General features: G+C 64.0%; 1 protein-coding gene and 1 pseudogene. One reads left to right on the plus strand and one right to left on the minus strand.

All coding sequences use genetic code 11. The features are described from left to right. Positions 1-168 precede the first annotated feature (168 nt). Positions 169-366, plus strand: coding sequence for a DDE-type integrase/transposase/recombinase (locus Q7A36_RS40540; RefSeq protein ID WP_370655819.1), 198 nt, complete (start codon positions 169-171; stop codon positions 364-366). Positions 367-386: 20 nt separating this feature from the next. Here Q7A36_RS40540 and Q7A36_RS40545 read toward each other — a convergent pair. Then, a pseudogene (locus Q7A36_RS40545) lies at positions 387-659 on the minus strand (hypothetical protein); the annotation flags it as partial.

Consider the following 659-nt stretch of genomic DNA (forward strand, 5'->3'; position numbering starts at 1 on the left):
TTGTACCTGCGCGAGAAGCACTGGAGCCACCGCCTGCTCGACACCGGCGACGCCATCGTCGACGCCCTCTGTCGAGCCTGGAATGCACTCACCGCAGACCGCCTGCGCAGCCTCACCAGCTACCCCTACCTCGAACAGGTCAGAATTTAAGCGGACCGGTGTAACATAGTGGAACAAGACCATCGGCGCGTTAAACGCCTGATCAGGCCGGGGCTGGGCTTTGGCAGTTTCCTCACGGCGCGACGAACACTGGCGGGCTACGAGGTGATGGCGATGGTGCGGAAGGGGCAGGTACGGAGGGTTGGTGGACGCGACATGCGGGCGCAGGCCACATTCATCGCCGAGCTGTTCCAGGTCGCCGCCTGAGCAGGCTTTGTCGCGGCCGTTCACGACCACCCATGGCTCGTCGCAAACTTTGCAACACAACCACCCATGGTGACATCCCGGGTGTAGTGCGAGGTGTTCTCGACCTTCCAGTGGTCCCGGATGGCAGAGGCGGCGCGAACGGCTGAGATCACGGTGGTGGCGAGATAGAAGGCGGTCTCGGAGGAGCGATGCCAGAGACCGGTCTTGGCGTTGCGGGTGAGAACATCGCGCTCGACGCGGATCACGGCATCGATGAGGGACGCCCACTCGGTGTCGGCGAAGGCGGTGGCGGC

The sequence above is a fragment of the Paracraurococcus lichenis genome (genome assembly GCF_030657435.1).
Lineage (GTDB): Bacteria > Pseudomonadota > Alphaproteobacteria > Acetobacterales > Acetobacteraceae > Paracraurococcus > Paracraurococcus lichenis.